Origin of the sequence: Sphingomonas faeni, assembly GCF_023195535.1 — a bacterium.
In the GTDB taxonomy this organism is placed as follows: Bacteria; Pseudomonadota; Alphaproteobacteria; order Sphingomonadales; family Sphingomonadaceae; genus Sphingomonas; species Sphingomonas faeni_B.
This window is the reverse complement of sequence record NZ_JALPNF010000020.1, coordinates 1-15,250: the sequence shown is the minus strand read 5'-3', so window position 1 is coordinate 15,250 and position 15,250 is coordinate 1. Positions and strand designations below refer to the sequence as shown.

General features: G+C 63.8%; 16 protein-coding genes. 3 read left to right on the top strand and 13 right to left on the bottom strand.

The genetic code is table 11. The features are described 5' to 3' along the window. Positions 1-411 precede the first annotated feature (411 nt). Positions 412-1,239: a hypothetical protein gene (locus SPHN_RS18195; protein WP_248525248.1), complete on the bottom strand. Its 828-nt coding sequence runs from the start codon at positions 1,237-1,239 to the stop codon at positions 412-414. A gap of 397 nt (positions 1,240-1,636) precedes the next feature. After that, entirely contained in the window at positions 1,637-1,954 is a 318-nt protein-coding gene (locus tag SPHN_RS18190; protein WP_248525247.1) for a metalloregulator ArsR/SmtB family transcription factor, read from the bottom strand. 185 nt (positions 1,955-2,139) lie between these two features. Here SPHN_RS18190 and SPHN_RS18185 point away from each other — a divergent pair, with 185 nt between their 5' ends. Next, complete coding sequence (locus tag SPHN_RS18185; protein ID WP_248525246.1) at positions 2,140-2,970, top strand: acyl-CoA desaturase; 831 nt, start codon at positions 2,140-2,142, stop codon at positions 2,968-2,970. Between the two features lie 201 nt (positions 2,971-3,171). Here SPHN_RS18185 and map read toward each other — a convergent pair whose 3' ends face one another. The 3 genes from map to SPHN_RS18170 all read right to left on the bottom strand — a co-directional run bounded on the left by map (position 3,172) and on the right by SPHN_RS18170 (position 4,927). After that, entirely contained in the window at positions 3,172-3,951 is a 780-nt protein-coding gene (gene map / locus SPHN_RS18180; protein ID WP_248525245.1) for a type I methionyl aminopeptidase, read from the bottom strand. A gap of 1 nt (position 3,952) precedes the next feature. Further along, positions 3,953-4,159 (bottom strand): ParD-like family protein, encoded by a 207-nt coding sequence (locus SPHN_RS18175; protein WP_248525244.1) that lies wholly within the window; start codon positions 4,157-4,159, stop codon positions 3,953-3,955. Between the two features lie 306 nt (positions 4,160-4,465). Next, positions 4,466-4,927 carry a VOC family protein gene (locus SPHN_RS18170; protein WP_248525243.1) on the bottom strand — a complete coding sequence of 154 codons (462 nt, stop codon included), beginning with the start codon at positions 4,925-4,927 and terminating at the stop codon, positions 4,466-4,468. Between the two features lie 379 nt (positions 4,928-5,306). Between SPHN_RS18170 and SPHN_RS18165 the strand changes: the two genes are divergently transcribed. Further along, on the top strand, positions 5,307-7,397 hold the full coding sequence (locus SPHN_RS18165; protein ID WP_248525242.1) for an epoxide hydrolase family protein: 2,091 nt from the start codon (positions 5,307-5,309) through the stop codon (positions 7,395-7,397). Between the two features lie 64 nt (positions 7,398-7,461). Here SPHN_RS18165 and SPHN_RS18160 read toward each other — a convergent pair whose 3' ends face one another. The 8 genes from SPHN_RS18160 to SPHN_RS18125 all read right to left on the bottom strand — a co-directional run bounded on the left by SPHN_RS18160 (position 7,462) and on the right by SPHN_RS18125 (position 14,235). Continuing rightward, a complete protein-coding gene (locus SPHN_RS18160) occupies positions 7,462-8,172 on the bottom strand; it encodes an SDR family NAD(P)-dependent oxidoreductase (RefSeq protein WP_248525241.1) in 711 nt (236 codons plus the stop codon). A gap of 96 nt (positions 8,173-8,268) precedes the next feature. Then, positions 8,269-9,030, bottom strand: a complete 762-nt coding sequence (locus SPHN_RS18155; protein ID WP_248525250.1) for an SDR family NAD(P)-dependent oxidoreductase — start codon at positions 9,028-9,030, stop codon at positions 8,269-8,271. Then, positions 9,030-9,599 (bottom strand): type 1 glutamine amidotransferase domain-containing protein, encoded by a 570-nt coding sequence (locus SPHN_RS18150; protein WP_248525240.1) that lies wholly within the window; start codon positions 9,597-9,599, stop codon positions 9,030-9,032. Before SPHN_RS18150 ends, SPHN_RS18155 begins: the two co-directional genes overlap by 1 nt. Positions 9,600-9,636: 37 nt before the next feature. After that, positions 9,637-10,722, bottom strand: a complete 1,086-nt coding sequence (locus SPHN_RS18145) for a catalase family protein (RefSeq protein ID WP_248525238.1) — start codon at positions 10,720-10,722, stop codon at positions 9,637-9,639. A 75-nt stretch (positions 10,723-10,797) separates the two neighbouring features. Beyond that, positions 10,798-11,889 (bottom strand): catalase family protein, encoded by a 1,092-nt coding sequence (locus SPHN_RS18140; protein WP_248525237.1) that lies wholly within the window; start codon positions 11,887-11,889, stop codon positions 10,798-10,800. 68 nt (positions 11,890-11,957) lie between these two features. After that, on the bottom strand, positions 11,958-12,419 hold the full coding sequence (locus SPHN_RS18135; RefSeq protein WP_248525235.1) for a DUF1440 domain-containing protein: 462 nt from the start codon (positions 12,417-12,419) through the stop codon (positions 11,958-11,960). After that, positions 12,416-13,024 (bottom strand): carboxymuconolactone decarboxylase family protein, encoded by a 609-nt coding sequence (locus tag SPHN_RS18130; RefSeq protein ID WP_248525233.1) that lies wholly within the window; start codon positions 13,022-13,024, stop codon positions 12,416-12,418. The genes SPHN_RS18135 and SPHN_RS18130 overlap by 4 nt, the downstream gene beginning before the upstream one ends. A gap of 89 nt (positions 13,025-13,113) precedes the next feature. Next, positions 13,114-14,235: an alpha/beta hydrolase gene (locus SPHN_RS18125; protein WP_248525232.1), complete on the bottom strand. Its 1,122-nt coding sequence runs from the start codon at positions 14,233-14,235 to the stop codon at positions 13,114-13,116. 94 nt (positions 14,236-14,329) lie between these two features. Between SPHN_RS18125 and SPHN_RS18120 the strand changes: the two genes are divergently transcribed. Next, positions 14,330-15,109 (top strand): Crp/Fnr family transcriptional regulator, encoded by a 780-nt coding sequence (locus tag SPHN_RS18120; RefSeq protein ID WP_248525231.1) that lies wholly within the window; start codon positions 14,330-14,332, stop codon positions 15,107-15,109. Positions 15,110-15,250 lie beyond the last annotated feature (141 nt).

Genomic DNA, 15,250 nt, shown 5'->3' with positions numbered 1-15,250 from the left:
GCCTTCGCCGCAGAACTCGAAAAGCAACGGTCGGGTTTAAACCTGACCGTTGCTTCACCCGCGCTCCTGCGCGACAACAACGGTCGGTCTCTGGTCGCAGCTGGATGAAAGGCGGGGGTCACGTCAGAGTGGCTACAGGCTTGGCGTTCATCATCAAATGCGTTCCGGCAAGGCGGTGGCGTTCTCGGAAGCGCGTTCCGAGCGATTGGGTAGGGCGGACGTGTCGAAATTAGCGGGTGCGCTTGCCCTTGGGTGGTTGCAGGCGGGGCTTACTGGTCACGCGGTATGCCTCGGCCAGGAGCGACAGCCACGAGCGGACCAATAAGACATGGAAAACCTCGCCGATCGGGCGGGGCCTCCGCACCGTCTGTAACGGAGCGTAGAGGTCGGCCGGTTCGCGAGGCTCCACGATCATGCGGACGCTCCGCCTTCTGGACTGTTCCAGACCGATCGGAGAACCGCGCTGACGTCGATCGCGATCATGGACTTTGCGCCATCCGCGCGAGCGAGTTTGCCTGCGTCGGCACCCCATATGAAGCGGTAGTCGTCGCTCTCTCCGACCCGCCAGAAATAGGTCAATTCCTCAGGGGGCGCGACGCCTTCACTCGTATAGCTCGCTTCGGGCTGCTCGGTGATGGTCACATAGGGATCGAGGTGGCGGCGAAATTCCTCGCGCGGCATACCTTGCCACAACTCCATGACGCGCAACGTCACCTTCTGCGCGCCATGGATTTCAGCGGTCCACGGCAGGATCTCGGCCCAAAGCTCGTCTTCCATCGAGATATCATCGGCCGCTTCCTCGGCGATCCGTGGGTGCTTCTCCGGGTCGAAGCCGGGGGCTTCAACTATGTCGCGATACCCGGCGCGCTTCACCCTGCGGGCGATCACGTTCCGCTCAATTATGTCGAGCGTCCACATGGCGTGAACCTCGTCGCGGGTCGCGCCGCGACCGTCGAAAAACGCGATGGCGTCGCGATAGACCTTGCAGATCGACAGCATCCCTTTGATGCTGACGCCAAGGATGCGGAGCTGGTTCATGATCGCGGCGATGTTCGCCTCATACCACTCGAACCGCAGCTTGAAGCCAACGCCCGTAGGAGCCTCGATCGGACGCAGCACACCGCCCCGAACCCAGAACGTCATGACGTCCCGAGTGATTTCAGCCTTGGCCATGATATCGCCGCGTAGAATCGGCTCTTGGGTTGGCATCGGCCATCCTTGTGTTCGACTGGCCCTCATCTAAGTGACTAAAGATCACTCCGCAAGCGACGATTTGGAAAGGCGGCGCTTGTCACGCTGCGTTCTGCCAAAGGCTATCGAGCCGCGCGTCTGCTATTGGGCCGTCTTCGCCCGCCGTCCAGCGGTCTAGGTCCCCGTCTTCCATGTCCGGATCGCCTGCGGCTTGGTCGAGCAATCCAATCAACGCCTCGATCAGATTGCCAATCCGGATGCCTGCTACCGTAAATTCCTCTGGATCAGCCAGCCGCGAACGTCGGCAATCGGTCCTTGATGGCCCGGCCGGTTGGGGCCGGCGAGACCCAGAAGCGGACGCTCTGGAAGCCTTCCCCCTCCTCACCTTCGGACGCTTGTTCATCATGAGCCAGACGAGATTTGGCGCCCTAGCCGCACTATCCGCTTACGGTTCACCATCGATTTTTGTCGCTAGCGCGGCGCTCTCGCGCTTGAGCGGACGCGACACCGGGCAGACCTCTTGGACAAAGCCGTTGAGTGTGTTGGCGAGGCTTTCAGGCACGAGCCGGTAGAAGACGAACTGACCGCGCTTTTCGCTGACGACCAACCCGGCAGTCTCGAGAACCGAAAGATGCTGCGAGATCGACGGCTTCGACATTGCAAACCGGGAGGCAATATCTCCCGCGCTCAGCTCCGTGTTGGCTAGATAGGCGAGAATTTTGCGTCGGACGGACGACGACAAGGCTTCAAACACGCGCTGCATGAATGACATTTAGGCAATAAGCTAAGCGTTGACAAACACCGGTTACCATTCAGGTATTGTCCTAATTACCGAAGGGTGAACCTATGGCCTGTTTGTCGACCACTCGCATAATCGCCTCCCCGCTCAGCGACGCTCGACTGGGCAAGGTGCTGTGGTCACCGACACGCTCGCTTTGGATGCTCGGAATGACGATAACTGCGCTGATTCTGGCGCCCTTCTATTTCACGCCAGGTGCGGTGCTGCTCTGGCTGCTCACTTCGGCCGTGACCCTGTGTCTCGGTCACTCGATCGGGCTCCATCGGCTGCTGATCCACCATAGCCTCGAAGCCTCGCCCTGGTTCGAGCGCCTGCTAGCCTATCTCGGCACGCTGGTCGGCATGGCAGGTCCACTCGGTATGATCAGGATGCACGACACGCGCGATTGGGCGCAGAGACAAGCCAAGTGCCACAACCTGCACGCGCACCGGGCCCCGTTATTGCGGGACGCATGGTGGCAAATGCATTGTCGCCTTGAGCTTGCGCATCCGCCACGGTTCGAACTTGAGCCCCGACTCCGCGACGACAAGGTGCTGGGCTTCCTCGAGCGGACGTGGATGGCGCAGCAGATCCCTTGGGCGCTGCTCTTCTGGTGGTTAGGCGGGTTACCCTGGCTAATCTGGGGCGTGCCGGTGCGTGTGGCGATAGGAGTCACTGGCCACTGGCTCGTCGGTCACATCACCCATCGGCGCGGTCCGCAAGGATGGTGCATCGACGACACGGCAGTCCAGGGCCATGACCTACCTGTAGCGGCGCTGATAACGTTCGGAGAAGCGTGGCACGGTAATCACCATGCATGGCCCGAGTCCGCCCGGCTTGGCATTGAGCCAGGCCAGCACGATCCGGGTTGGTGGATGCTGCTGGCCTTGCGGCAAGCAGGACTGGTTTGGGGGCTTAAGGAGCCCGGCATGCTTGTTCCTCGAGAGGGGTTGCGCCGAGTAGCGGCGTCGGCATTTCATGCAGGGCCGACATCCAGGTGATGGCAGAAGCCGGTTAAGCAGCCTGTCTCGCTGACCCACAACCCGTCGTTCGCGGGGCCATCGCAGTCTCCCAACTTCCGCCACTTGTTCATCTCGTTAGACGGCAGCTTTCCGCGACAGGATCAGCTGTCTGCACATAGCGAAAACGGGAGAGATGCGGTCTTACTGCAGACGACAGCAGCAAAAGCACACGTCCCGGGGTCAAGCCACGCGCGCTGCCATCGGACTTTCGTCATGCCGAAGCGTCAGAACCTCAACCCCATCATTGGTAACCGCAACCGTATGCTCGAACTGGGCCGACAGCTTTCGATCGTTGGTCACGACCGTCCACCCGTCTTCCTGAGTAGAGACCTTCCGGGTGCCTTGGTTGACCATAGGTTCGATCGTGAACACCATGCCTTCGCGCAGCCGCACTCCCGTTCCCGGACGCCCGAAGTTCATGACTTGCGGCTCTTCGTGCATCTCGCGACCGATGCCATGCCCGCAAAATTCGCGCACGACCGAGTAGCCATGCTTTTTGGCGTGACGCTCGATTGCAAAGCCGATGTCGCCAATATGAGCGCCAGGTCGAACCTGGGAGATGCCCTTCCACATTGCTTCCTGCGCAACACGTACCAGCCGCTTCGCAGCGGACGGCGCGTCGCCAACCAGATACGTCTTGCTCGAATCCGCGATGAAGCCGTTCTTTTCCAGTGTGATGTCGAGATTTATGATGTCGCCATCGCGAACGATCTCGTCGTCCTTCGGCACGCCGTGGCAAACGACATGATTGATCGAACAGTTCAGGACAAACATAAAGCCGTACTGCCCTTTGCTCGCAGGGCGTGCCGCAAGATCAACGGTAATGAAGTCTTCGACTAGATCGTTGATCTGCAGCGTCGACATTCCGTCCAGGTCCTGCCCATCGAGCATCTCGAAGACCGAGGCTAGCAGTTTGCCGGAGACGCGCATGAGCGCAAGTTCGTCAGAGGTCTTCACCATGTCAGGCGGCTTTCGCTTCGATCAGGTGAACATGAACGGAGGCCAACTGTGCCTTGACGAGTTCGTTGAACGACAGGGTCGGGTTCGTTTCGGCAAGCATACCGATCTTCATCCAGAACTCAGCCTGCGCATTGATAGAGCGGCACATCACGGCGCTGGCTTTACGAGCTTCTTCGTGTAACGCGCCGTCAATCTTCACAATGCCCATAACCGCTCCTTCGCACCGACCATACGAAGCATATACGTATCGTATGCGGCATGGTCAATTTGACTGGGTGAGCGAGCGACCGAGTAGGGCCGCCGTTGGCTGGGATAGACGAACCGTTTTGGGGACTTGCCCATGCTCCACGGCTTCCGGCCAGACCCACTTGCGGTCATTCGCGACCTCTTTCTGGCTCCCCAACTTCTGCCATCCATTCAGTATTGCAGCAGAGAAGGTGCTGAGCCTCGGCTCTGCACGCTGCCTCGCCAGCTTTCAAAAGGATGATGAGGCGGCAAAGCTTTTGCCGGGCCATCAACGGGCTGTCGGCTGCATAAGCTCTATCGTGATATGATCGGGGCCTGAAACGTAGGCCACCAGCGTTCCCTTCCGTGGACCACCCGGGATCGGCAGCGGATTGCCTTTCGCCTTCCATCCTGCTGCCTCGACACCGGCAATGGCGACATGAATATCGTTTACGGTCAGAGCCAGGTGGGCCGCTCCGATCGATCCCGCGCTGCTGGGCACCGTCCCGTTCTGGAGCCCGTTTGAATATTCCAACAGTTCGACCACGTAGCCGTCTTGTGCCTTGACGATTGCCGTTCTCACTTTCGGATCATCGACACCTGTCACCTGATGCAGGAAGTCGCCCCCCATCTCCGATTGCCGCTCAAGTGTGAAACCGAGCGCTCCCGTCCAGAACCGAACGGCTTCGTCCAAAGACGACACAGCGAAGCCTGTGTGGTCCACGGCAATTACGTTTGCGGCGTCCGTCATTACTGCCCTCTCACTGGTATGCCGCCCGTGCTTACCACGCGACCGTTCACCATCGTAAACCGCTTTCCCTAAACCCTTCCCCGCATACACTTTCCCAATATGGGCTGGTGGACACGGAGAAACGGAAAGGCTTCGAGCCCTTTAGAGCAGCGAGTTCCAGGATGCGAAAGACCTTGGGAGCAGACGAGCTTGGTCATGCAGCGATCAGGCGACCAGCGGCCGCTGAGACCCAATTCGAGACGTCCAACCGCCGTACCCGCTTCCCAAAAGCAGCCGTCCGTTCATCCCGCTTCGAAGCGCCTTTCGGCGGCTTTCGCGCGTTCGACGTTAGGCTTTCAATCGGGGAAGCAGGATTTACCCCCTTCGGCAGGATCGACACATGGCAGAACCCTTCATCATAGCGGTACCCGACGACCGGCTCGCTGCCATTCGCGCCAAGGTCGAGGCGTTCGACTGGAGCATCATGCCGGACGCGGGGGGCTGGCAGTCAGGCGTCGGCCTCGCCGATCTCAAGCGGCTCGTCGACTATTGGCTGGCGGACTACGACTGGCGCGCGCAGGAGCCGCGGCTCAATATGCTGCCGCAGTTTACGGCCGACGTGCAGGGGCAGCGCCTCCACTTCATTCATGCGCGGGGCGATGGCTCACGTCCCCCGCTGCTGCTGCTGCACGGCTGGCCGGGGTCGTTCCTCGAATTCGAGGCGCTGATCGCGCCACTCGTCGCCGACGGTCACGACGTCGTCATCCCCTCGCTGCCCGGCTACGCGTTTTCGGGCCGCCCCGTGTGTCCGATCGGACCGAAGCAGACCGCAGAGCTCATGCACGGCCTGATGGTCGAGCTGTTCGGCACGCGACACTATCTCGTGCAGGGCGGCGACTGGGGTGCCGCGATCGGTGGCTGGATGGCGCACGCGCATCCCGATGCGATCGCCGGACTCCATCTGAACATGGTGCTGCTCCAGGCAAAGGATGCGGTGCCGAAAAAGCCCGACGAGGTCGCCTGGGCTGCGAAACGTGCCAAGCTTGCCAAGGAAGAAACTGGCTATTCGCAGGAACAGGGTACGCGCCCGCAGACGCTAGGCGTGGCCATGTCGGACAGCCCGGTCGGCGTCGCGGCGTGGATCCTGGAGAAGTTCGGCGCATGGGCCGACGTGCCACGCGACGCACACGGCCACCCCGACCTGTGGCAGGCGTTCGACGAGGACCTGCTCCTTACCAACATCATGCTGTATCTGGTCGAGGGATCGTTCGTGACGTCGACCTGGATGTACCGTGGCCGCGTTCTGGAGGATTCGGGCACTTTTCCCGCGGGAACGCGGATCACCGTACCGACCGGAGTCGCGGTGTTCCCCGACCCGGTCTTCCCGCCGCCGCCGCGCTCGCAGGCGCAAAAGACCTACGACATCGTCCAGTGGACCGAGATGCCCGCGGGCGGCCACTTCGCCGCGCTCGAGCAACCCGAATTGCTGCTCGCCGACATGCGCCGTTTCTTCGCGTCCAGATCGGTTTCCGACGACGCCCCGAAACGCTCGATCGCACTTCGCTCGGCTGGGATCATCGCTGCGACGCTGGCAGCCGCCGCGGTCTACACCCGCGCGACGATCAAGCGGATCGAGCAGGACGTGCCCGCCGACGGCCGTTTCATCGACATCGCGGGTGCACGGATCCATTATGTCGATCGCGGTGCGGGACCGCCGATCGTCCTGATCCACGGGTTGGGCGCGCAACTGCGCAACTTCTCCTACGGAGTCGCCGATGCGCTGGCCGACGAGTATCGCGTTATTCTCGTCGACCGGCCCGGCTCGGGCTATTCGGTGCCGACCGGCGAACAGCCCGGTATCCTTGGCCAGTCGGCGATCATAGCAAGCCTCATCGACAAGCTCGCGCTCGATCGTCCGCCGCTGCTCGTTGGCCATTCGCTGGGCGGTGCGGTCGCCCTCAGCGTGGCGACGCACCATCCCGGTTCGGTTGCGGGACTCGCGCTGCTGGCGCCAATGACGCAGCCGCCCGAGGCGATGCCCGCCTCGGTGGCAAACGCGATCGAAGGCAGCCCGCGCTCACGCTCGATATTCGCCAACCTGATCGGTACGCCGATCAGCCGTGCGGCGTATGGCTTGCGCTGGGGCAAGATCTTCGCGCCCGATGCGGTCCCGATCGATTTCGCCACGCGCGGCGGCGGCGTGCTTGGCGATCGCCCGGTTTCGGTCAACGCCGCGCTGGTCGAACTCGCCAGCGCTGACGTCGACCTTGCCGCGATCGTCAACCGTTATGCCGACCTGACGATCCCGGTCGCGTTGCTCTATGGTCGTGACGATCAGGTGATCGCCCCTTCGATCGATGGCGAGCGGGCAGTAGCGGCAATTCCAGGCGCGACGCTGGAGATGACCGACGGAGGCCATATGCTTCCGGTCGCGCATCCGCAGGCAAGCGCCGCGTTCGTCCGCCTATGCGCCGAACACGTCTTGCGATAGCGTCAAGCGGGTCAGGGAGCTCGACGCCCGCTGACCCCCTCAGAGATCGTACCTTTCTGATCTGTCAGTGACCGGCGACCTGCCCACCGTCGACGTGGAGTATTTCGCCGGTCACGAAACTGGCATCCTCGAGGTACAGCACCGCGCCGACCACGTCCGCGACCGTGCCCATCCGGCCGAGCGGGTGAAACGCTCCGAGCCCGGCGCGCGTCTCGGGAGGATGCATCGGCGTTTCGGTGATGCCGGGCGACACTGCGTTGGCGCGGACGCCGCGGGCGGCATATTCGATCGCGAGGCTGCGCGTCGCCGCGGCGAGCCCGCCCTTCGTCAGCGACGCGAGCACCGACGGGAATTCGACATTGGCGTGCTCCGCCAACGTCGTGACAATCTGCAGGATATGGCCACTGCCTTGCTCGACCATCAGCGGCAGCGCCGCCTGCGTCATGTGGAAGAAGCCATCGAGGTTCGTCTGCGTGATCTGGCGATACTGCTCCGCCGTATAGTCGGTGAAACGCTCACCGATGAAGACGCCGGCATTGTTGACGAGCGTATCGACACGCCCGAACCGGTCGCGCGCGGCCATCACGGCGCGCCTCGCAGTGTCGGGATCGGCGACGTCGCCCGCAACGGTGATCCAATCGTCAGCCTGCGAAGGTGCGATCGATCGCGACACGGCAACGACACGCCAGCCGCGCGCGTGATACGCGTCTGCAATCCCCTCACCCAAGCCTTGCGAGGCACCGGTGACGATAGCGACCTTGGGCGCGTCAGACATCGACGGCGCCGATCTGCGCGCGAAAGGTAACGGGGTTCGTCATTGCCGAATAGACTCCGAAAAGGACCGAAAGCGCGTTACTGCGCGCTCGCGATGTCAGGACAGCGGGGGTTGGCCGTTGGACGCGGTCAGCCCGCCGTCGACCGGCAGGTTGACGCCCGTGACGAAGCGCGCGTCATCGCTCGCCAGGAACGCGATCACACCCGCGATGTCGGCGGGTTCGGCACCCCGTCCGAGAGGGATCCGCTCCTCGAACTTGGCGATCAGGTCGGGCTGTTCCTTCATTCCCGCGGTCAGCGCGGTATAGGTCAGCGACGGGTTGACCGCGTTGACGCGTACGCCGTTCGTGGCCTCGTCCATAGCCAGCGCGCGCGTGAAGTTGCTGACCGCACCCTTGGCCGCGCAATAGAAGCTGTGGTTCCAGTCGCCGCCGAGCCCCGACACCGACGACACGTTGATGATGCAGCCCTTCGACGCGCGCAGATGTGCGATCGCCGCGCGGCTCATATGGACGACGCCGTAGAGATCGGTCTCGATCACCTTGGTGAATTCGGCGAAGTCGCCTTCGTCCAACTTGCCGAGATGATCGACGCCGGCGTCATTGACGAGCACATCGATCCGACCGAAGCGATCGATTGCCGCCTCGACCAGCGCCTCGCACGCGGCACGGTCAGTGACGTCAGTTTCCCGCGTTTCGACGGTGCCGCCCAGTTCGCTCGCCAACCGGTCGAGCGCGTCCTTGTCGATGTCGCCCAGCACCAGCGTCGCGCCTTCCTCCGCGAAACGGCGAGCGGCACCCTCACCGATGCCCGAAGCGGCACCGGTGATCACGACGACCTTGTCGGCAAAGCGCGCCATCATGCGTTCGCCGCCTGCGCGTCGTGCTTGCCCTCGCAGAACTCCTCGACAAGCTTTGCACAGAACGCAGGCAAGTCATCCGGGGTGCGGCTGGTGACGAGGCCCTGGTCGACGACCACCTCCTGATCGACCCAGGTCCCGCCCGCGTTGCGGATGTCGGTGGCGAGCGTCGGGAACGAGGTGAGCGTACGGCCGCGCACCTGATCGGCTTCGATCAACGTCCACGGCGCATGGCAGATCGCGGCGACGGGCTTACCGGCGGCAAAGAAATCGCGCACGAACGCCACGACCTTGTCCGACGACCGCAGCGTGTCCGCGCCGACGCACCCGCCCGGAATTACCAAGCCATCGAAGTCGGCGGCCGACACGTCGTCGATCGCCTTGTCGATGGCGAACGTCTTGCCGGGATCGAGGTCGTTGTTGAACGTCTCCGCATCGCCCGTTTTGAGGCTGATGACGGTCACTGCGCCGCCCGCCTGCTCGACCGCCGCCTTGGGCTGCGCGAACTCGGGCTCCTCGGTGCCGCGGGGTGCGATCAGAATCGCGATTGTCTTGCCTTGGAGCTTCATGGGTATCCTTTCGAAATCTGAATAAGCGTGAGCGGCGTCAAGCCGGAATATCGGTGATGGCCGCGGTGTTCGCGGCAGTGATGCCGGTCTCGCGGTGGCGGAAATCGCTGAGCGCGCGGTACACCTGCATGCGTGCGCGCATCACGCCGCCCAGCGGTCGATGCGCCTCCAGGGCGTGCGCCGGCCGGAACGTCATGACCTCGTCGAAATAGCGGACGCGGTCCGGGCCATAGGCAGCCTGCCGCGGCAGACGGATCGTCGCGATCGTGCGGTATTCGCTGACCCGCGTCGGCCAGTCGACCGACGTATCCTCGATCGGCTGCGTCTCGGCATCGACCCAGAGTTGCGCGCGCAGTTCGAAGACCGCGTCGTTGCCGTCGAAATACGCGATCGCGGCGTGACGGAAGCCATCCTCATCCTGATGCGGATCGAGCCGCCAATCGTCGAGCGCACGCTGTTCGGCGGCGACCGGAAACACGCCGATTTTCGCGACATGGTCGCCGTAGCGGATCGGGCACTGGCTGAAATAAGTCTCGACGAGCGGGTGGCTGAACGGATGACCGTAAAAGTCCAGCGTCGGGCTCGGTTCGGCACCGACCGCGTTCAGGACCTTGTTGATGTTGCGCGCGATCGATGCGGCCGCGCTTTTGACGCCTTCGGGCATCGGCACGGTCATGCCGATTTTCTTCGCCTGCGCTAGAAACCCGGCGGCGGTGCCGGCCGGGAACGTCGTGCCGCTCGCCAGTACGAAGTCCTGCGTCGGCGCGTCGTGACCGGGCAGCTTGGCACCTTCGACACCAAAGACCTTGATCGCCATACCACGGTGCGTCGAGACGCGGTCTCCAAGCTTCTCGCCCGGCCCTTGTGCAAAGCGGACTGCGACGTCGAACGTCCCCGGGTTCGCAAACAGCCCCTGCGCCAGTTCCGGCGGTAGATCCGTGGCGACGACCATCATACCAATGACGCAGGCCGTGCTCTTGGCGTGGCTGGCGCGCACCGCATGGCCGTCGCGCTTCTCGACCGTCTGGCTCTCCTGCGTCATCCCCATGATGATGCCGTCGATACTCTCCTGCTCGCCGGGCTCAGGCGTCTCGATGTCGCCGCGATAAGGTAGATAGGGCATGGGAAGCTCCTGTTGCATCAGGATGTTAACACCCGATGCCCTGCGACGTTTCGGTACGGTTCCGTGCAGACCCGATCAATCGAGCGTGGGCAGAGACCGTGGCTCGTGCATCGGACAGCCGTTCAGCTGGCTGCGCAAATCCTGGATGACCGGGTAGACCGCGCGGCGTGCGCGCATGACCGACCCGAGCGGGCGATGCGCCTCGACGCCGTGCCAAGGGCGGAACGCGGTCTGTTCGTTGAGCACGGTGACGCGCTCTTCGGACCAGCTCTTCTGCGGCTTCACCGTGATCGTCGCGACCGGGATGTAGGGATTGCCCTGCTCTCGCCACGGCGTCGCGGCGTCCTCGATCGGGTTCTCCTCGAGGTCACGGCAGAGTTGCGCGCGCAGCGTCCAGGCACCCCCCTCGTTCGCGAAGATCGCCATCAATTCTTCGCGGATAGAGTCGGGGCTCTTGCTCTCATCGAGCTTCTGGTCGGTCAACGCGCGGAAATTGGGCGATTCCGGCACGATGTCGAACTTGGCGATATAGTCGCCGAATCGGAGCGGCGCCTGCGTGCCATAGCGGTCGCCGATCGGATTGGTGTCGGGATAGCCGCCAAAGCCCTTTAGCAGCGCGCTCTCACCGCCTACCGCTTCCAACGCCTGCTCGATCGGGCGCAACACCTTCGACAGCGCCGCCTTCGCCCATTCCGCGCGGTTGGTCGTCGCGGCGAGCAGCTTGGTGTTGCGCAGGAACCCGACCGGCGTCGGGTTCGAGAAGGCGACCCCCGAAGCCATCAGTAAGTCCTGCGTCACCTCGTCTTCGGCGCCTGGCAGCCGCTCGCCATCGACGCCGATGATCTTGATCGAGAAGCCGCGCGGCAGGGAGACGCTGTCGCGGATCGGATCGCCGGGGATCGCCGACATCCGGATGATGACCGGGTAGCGACGCCCGCGCTCGAAAATGCCCTGCGCCTGCTCGTCCGCAAGGTCGTCGTGCACCACCATTTCGCCTTCGAGCAAGGCATGGCTCTTGGCATGGACGCCGCGCTGCGCATGGCCGAGGTCCTCGTGCGTCTTCTCGACGATGTAGCTAAACGTCTTGTTGAGACCGTCGATCGTCTCCTGCTCGTCGGGACCGATAGTCTCGACGTCGGGGCTGTAGCGGATCGGGTTCTTCAACATGGGAAATCCTTGTGCTTCAGCGCAGTAACGCGCGGTTCGCGCTTTGGGGGCGTCGGTATTCCGGAACGTCAGGCGTTGGCCGCTGCCTTCGCGCCGGCCGCGGTCGCGACGCCGAAGACGAGGTGGACCATCGTGTGCGTACCGATCGTCGCCGCATCGGCCTGCCATTCGGGCTTCTTGAGCCCCAGCAACGGCCCGGCGATCCAGTGCATCGCGGCGTAGAACGCCAGACCGAACACGATCCCCGACGGCAGCACGCCCGCATCCTCGTCGACGGTCAGGGCATAAACTGCGCCAGCTGCCGCGGAGAGCAGGAGGTGGCTACCCTGCACGACGGCTTGTTCGGTCGCATCCGGGAGGTCGCTCGACGGTACGGAACGGACGCCGAGTTGCCTCGCACCGGCCCGTTCGAGATCGGTGAGCTCGGACGGGGTGCCGCTCTTCTTCTCGCCCGCCATCATCATCGCGGTGATGCCTAGCCCGGCCACCAGTCCGCCGGCGATCGCGCCGGCCATTCGCTTGCCGTTCATGCGCACTCTCCCTCTTCCTGGGGATCGTCGGGCAGCCCTTCCTCGCGGCCGGGGACCGACATGTCGTAGGCGTTGAGCAGCAGCGACACGAGGCAATAGCCGCCGACCAGATAGACCAGTTCCGCAGTCCGATCCTCGCCGAACGCGCGTACGGCACGGTTGTACGTCGAGGCCGGCAGCTGCCGGCCGCCCGCCAACGTGACCGCGACGTCGTAGGCGGCCTGTTCCTCTTCGGTCAGGTCGGCGGGACGCTGGCCGGCGGCGATCGTCGCGACCTTCTCGGGCGACAGACCCGCCGCCTCGCCGACCCGCTCATGCGCGTAAAGTTCGTAGCGCGAGTTGAAGACCGCGCCGGTCGCGAGGATCGCGACCTCGTGCGCCGCCTTGGGCAGCGTGGCGTTGTCGATCAGCGCCTTGGTATACGTCCAGGCAGCGCGACCGAACGCGGGAAAGCGTAGCATCGGCGCGAACGGCCCGACCAACGCACCATCCGCCCGGTGCGAGACGAAGCCCTTGAGATGCTCGGTGATGTAAGCGTCCATCTCGTCGTGGAGCGGACGCAGATCCGCGGGCATGTCCGCAGGCGGATAAGGTGGGGTACGCATCGCTGGCTCTCCGTTGTCAGGCCGCGCCGGCCGGATGCCGGTCACGCATTGATCGACGGGGCGGTGGATCCGCCGCCCCGTCGAACCGATCAGCGGCGGGGCGCCCCGGCGAACGCTGCTTTCAGGCGCGCAACCGCCAGCTCGTTGGCGTCCTTGGCACCGCGAACGACCTTCGCCATGCCGAAGAACTCATGCGTCACGCCGGGATACGTCTTCTGCTCGACCTTCACGCCCGCGGTGCGCATCGCCGCTGCCAGCGTCTCGCCGTCCGAGCGCAGCGGATCGATCTGCGCATTGATGATCGTCGTCGGCGGCAGGCCGCGCAGATTGGCGGCGACCAGGTTCAGCCGCGGGTCCTGTGCGTCGGCGGCGCTGGTCTGGTAGTAATAGCCGAACCACTTCAGCATCGCCGTATTCAGCGGCTTGGCGTTTGCCGAATCCTTGCGCGACGGCAGCGTCATGCTGCTGTTGGCGATCGGATAGACCGAGACGATGTAGCGCGGCAGCGTCATGCGATTGTCACGTGCGTAGATCGCGGTCGCGACTGCAAGGTTGCCGCCCGCGCTTTCACCGGCAACTGCGATCTTCGCAGGGTCGCCGCCCCAGCTCGCCGCATTCTGCAACGTCCAGCGATAGGCCGCTGCGGCGTCGTCATGCTGCGCCGGGAACTTGAACTCGGGGGCGTGGCGATACTCGACCGACACGACGATCGCGTTCAGCGCCTTAGCCATTGCACGTGGCGCGGAGTCGTACGTGTTCACGTCCGCAATCACCCAGCCGCCGCCGTGATAATAGACGATGACCGGCATCGGTTTACCATTCGCGGGCGCTGCCGCGGGCTTGTAGATGCGTGCGAATTGCTGGGCGTCCGAGCCGTAAGGCACGTCCTGCGTCGTCACCGAAGCATCGGGCGCGGTCGACATGCCCTGCTGGGCCATCGCTGCCTTGGCGCCGTCGGCGGCCGAAGGCTGCATCCGCGCCTCGGCCGGAGTCAGCGTCTCGATCGGCTTGCCACCGAGACCCGCCAGCGCGTCGAGCACCTTCTGCATGTCGGGCGCCGCCTTGGGGGGCTGCGTCGCGCTTGCCGGCGGGGCGGCGGGTGGCGGTGCGCTCGGCGAGCGGGCCGATTGCGCGAGTACGCCTGCCGATGCGGTCAGCAGCGCCGCCGCGAAAATGCTGCGCGCGACCGGGCGCTTCGAGATGGAAACCATATTGTCCTCCTGTTTGATCGCTCATGAACAAAGCAGGATGGCCAACGTTGCTGTACGGAACCGTGCAAAGTCCTGAGGTTAGAAGGAGAATTGGGTGTCGACGATCGTTTCCATTACCGGCGCAACGCCTCGCGCAGCGGTCGATCGCGATGACGCCCCTGTCGAAAGGATGGTCGGCAATTGGCTGCTAGCCAGCCTTTCCCCGGATGATTTCGGCTTGCTGGCGCCGCATCTCGAGCCGGTATCGTTCGCAGTCGGCGATTTCATCACGCGAGCCGGCGATCCGATCGAAAGCATCTGCTTTCTGGAACAGGGTATTGCCGGCGTGCTGGATTCGCTCGACGATGATCGTCGCTATGCGGTCGGTCTGGTCGGCGCCGAGGGGTTCATCGGCTGGCCGCTGGTCATGGGCGACGATCGCTCGCCCTACGATGTCACCATGCGCGCCGAGCGCGGCCAGGCGCTGCGCATGCCCGCTGAGGCGTTGCTGGCAGCGGTGGACCAAAGCCCTACGCTGCGCCTGACACTGCTCCGCTTCGCCCACGTGTTCATGGTGCAGATGGGCCGGACCGTCGTGTCATCGCTGGCGCATTCGATCGAACGCCGCATGGCCCGGTGGATCCTACTCTACCACGACCGTGTCCAGGCCGACGAGATCTGCATGACGCATGAGGAGTTCCGGCTGATGCTCGGTGTTCGCCGTAGCAGCGTTACGGACGCACTCCACCGGCTGGAGGAGGAGCATGCCATCCGAGCCGTCCGGGCCAAGGTTCTGGTCCATGATCGGACAAAGCTTATGGCCCTGGCGGGCGATACATATGGCCAACCAGAACAGGACTATGTCCGTCTCCTACAGATGGACCGAAGACGCTAAGGATTTGCGACAGGTGAACCGCGCCGGGTTTGTCGGAGGCTCCAACTCCTGAGAAGGTGGAGCCATGACGAGCAAGACGACGAACAAGTTTGCGCCCGAAGTCCGCGAGCGGGCGGTACGGATGGTTTTCGATCACGAGCG